Raw genomic sequence first — 1,629 nt, 5'->3', positions numbered from 1 at the left:
TTACTCTTCTCTATACGTTCTTCTGCTTCTCTTACTAAAAATGACATTTTGCCTCCTCTTTCGTATGTACTTATCTTTTCATTCTATCATATATGTTTCTTTCTGCCTATTATGCAATGGTCTTATTAATGTTCGTATCCTCAGAAAAGCCAAAAATAAATTAAGCATAACTTAACATAAAAGCAAAAATATTATATATGTAGAAGATAAACAAAATAATTAAGTTTAACAACATTAAGAATTAAAAAATGAAGGATAGTAAGATATTTTCACTGGTTTTAGAGCCTGATCCACTATTACATAAAAAATCTGAGTTGGTCATGGATATTAATTCAGAAGTCAAAGAATTTTCCAAAAATCTTGTTGCTACAATGAAGTACTATAAGGGTCTTGGTCTTGCTGCAGTTCAAGTTGGGGTGCTTAAAAAAATTATTGCGGTAGATATAATCAATATTGGAAGGGATGGTGATGCGCCATTGAATTTAGAAGAAGGCCCTAGAATCTTAATTAATCCAGAAATAATAGAAAAATCAAGCGACAAAAAAATCTATGCTGAAGGGTGTCTTTCTTTTGGAAATATCTTTCCAGAAGTAGAAAGATTTAATCAGATAAAGGTTAGGTATTTAGATTTAGATGGTAAGGAAAATTTATTAGAAGTTTCAGACAATATAATGTCAGCATGCTTGCAGCATGAAATTGACCATACGAATGGTATAGTTTTTTTAGATAGGTTATCCAGAATCAAAAAAGACTTTATGATGAAAAAATACTTAAAATGGAAAAAAAATAACGCAGATTCTTAATTTTATGATTCTGATAGCTCTAGAGATTTAGGTCCCAGAGTGTTTATGCAATAAAGCTAATTTTTCTAAGGTTTATTTATAGGAGTGTCAGCATGATTTCTTAGAAATTCAATTAAATCAATCCTATCCTCCAGTTTTTTTATTCCAGCAAATGCCATTTTTGTACCAGAAACGTATTTTCTTGGAGATTTTAGATAATGAATTAATTCTTGAAAACTCCATATGTCACCAGAACTACCTTTTTGACTCATAGCGCTAGAATATGAAAAATCTTTTTTTGAAGCTACGGCACTATTGATAATGTTCCATAAATTTGGTCCGATTTTGTTTGCTTCACCTTTGTTAATTGTGTGGCATATAGAGCATTTTTTAAATGTAGATTCTCCCTTTTTATAATCTGCTTTGTCAAATAATAATTTTAAATCTAGATTTTCCTCACTCACTTCATCTTCCTGTTTTGCATCATCATTTTGATTTTCTGTTACCTCAATTTTATACCCTCTTTTCTCAACTGAAATTTCAGGGTAGTAAATTAAATCTCCAAAGTTTATGCAAAAAATAATGGCAAAAAAGGCTAATGCAATAGAAAGTGCAATTTTGTCAAATTCGTAATTATTCACTTATATAACATTTTTAAAATATTCTCTTTTTATCTAAGCTCTAAATTTAAAGCAAGCTTAATTTTCAAAATATCATTACTTAATAAAGGCCGTTGCATAAATGCAAAGCAAGGAAGATATGCAATAAATGGATTTAAAAAATTAGATTCATATAAAGAAGAACGATAAGTTTGGTATAAAAGCTGATAGAATAATAGGAATTCAAG

At 29.0% G+C, this 1,629-nt stretch carries 2 protein-coding genes; one reads left to right on the top strand and one right to left on the bottom strand.

What is annotated here, in order from left to right; translation table 11 throughout:
* Positions 1-248: 248 nt before the first annotated feature.
* Positions 249-803 carry a peptide deformylase gene (gene def, locus L8D11_RS05300; protein ID WP_236870627.1) on the top strand — a complete coding sequence of 185 codons (555 nt, stop codon included), beginning with the start codon at positions 249-251 and terminating at the stop codon, positions 801-803.
* 65 nt (positions 804-868) lie between these two features.
* Here def and L8D11_RS05945 read toward each other — a convergent pair whose 3' ends face one another.
* Positions 869-1,423, bottom strand: coding sequence for a c-type cytochrome (locus tag L8D11_RS05945; protein WP_236870626.1), 555 nt, complete (start codon positions 1,421-1,423; stop codon positions 869-871).
* Positions 1,424-1,629 lie beyond the last annotated feature (206 nt).

The organism is Candidatus Bandiella numerosa, assembly GCF_021811875.1.
In the GTDB taxonomy this organism is placed as follows: Bacteria; Pseudomonadota; Alphaproteobacteria; order Rickettsiales; family Midichloriaceae; genus Aquirickettsia; species Aquirickettsia numerosa_A.
This window is presented reverse-complemented; position numbering and strand designations above follow the sequence as displayed.

Coding starts and splice junctions, on each gene's coding strand:
- def (WP_236870627.1), top strand. CDS start 249: ATGAAGGATAGTAAGATATTTTCACTGGTTTTAGAGCCTGATCCACTA.